General features: G+C 59.6%; 1 protein-coding gene and 1 pseudogene. Both read left to right on the top strand.

Annotated elements, in window-relative coordinates:
• On the top strand, positions 1-719 hold a 719-nt coding region (locus V6C16_RS14120; RefSeq protein WP_333543542.1), incomplete at its 5' end, for a tetratricopeptide repeat protein.
• A gap of 43 nt (positions 720-762) precedes the next feature.
• Positions 763-1,015: pseudogene (locus tag V6C16_RS14115) on the top strand (AMIN domain-containing protein); the annotation flags it as partial.

Here is a 1,015-nt window from a genome sequence, read left to right as displayed (position 1 = left end):
CATCCCCCACAGCCCCTGCGCCCCAAGCGGACACCCCGCAACGGTCTGCGGCATCGCCACAAACGCCGCACCCCGCAACCGCCGAAAAACAGAATCCTCTTCAAAAGCAGAAAAATACCGCCGTCTCCGAGGCAGAACTGGGCGCGCCTGCGCGCTTTGTGGCTGAAAAAACACGGCCGCAGCTCAGAGGTGTAGACCTCTCCGTTTCAGAAAGCGACGCCCTTTCGCCCCATCCCCTGCAGACCACAGGCCCGGCAGTGGTAAACCGGGTCTATGATCCCGAAGCTGCCCGCCAAGCCAAGATGACCGAATCAAAGCTGCGCGAAGCCTTCCGTCAGGCCCTGCTGCGCCTGAAGCGGCCGCGCGAACGCCGGGGCGCGCTGAAAACGCTTGAGCAACTTGCTGAAACCACAGAAAATATCTGCATCGCGCACAAGCACATGTTCAGAGACTTCGGCGTCAGGCTGCGGCAAAGCGCGCATCCCGATCTGGCCCTTCTGTTCAGCCGCAAGGTTGTGCAACTGGCCCCCAATGACGACCACGCCCATTTCAATCTTGCCCGCGTTCTCTGCACGCTGGGGCAATACGACGAGGCAGCCGCCCATATTCGCGCGGCCATGAATATGGATGGCGATGAGCATTTGTATTTTCGGATGCTTGTATATATTCGCAAAGAAAAGCTGCAAAACCGGGGACGGAAAGCTTCGCCCCGCCGATGAGACAGCATCTGGTCAACACTTGTTTTGGCAGGAGCCTTTTGGCATGAATAAAGTAATATTAAGTCTTCTTGTGGCCGTCTGCGTGCTGGGCATGGCCCTTATTATGCTTAACGAGAGGCTGCGCAAACCGGAGCAGCCCCCCATTACGCAGACAACCATAAATTCGCAGGCTGCCGATTCCGGCGCGGGACTTCCCGAACCGCAGGACGCAATCCCCGAGGTTCTGCCGTCCGGCAGCAGCCATCCCCTGGCCTCCGGCAGCGCAACCGACCCTTCTCTGCCGCCCCTGCCCCTGG

The sequence above is a fragment of the Desulfovibrio sp. 1188_IL3213 genome (assembly GCF_036763145.1).
Taxonomy (GTDB): Bacteria; Desulfobacterota; Desulfovibrionia; order Desulfovibrionales; family Desulfovibrionaceae; genus Desulfovibrio.
This window is presented reverse-complemented; position numbering and strand designations above follow the sequence as displayed.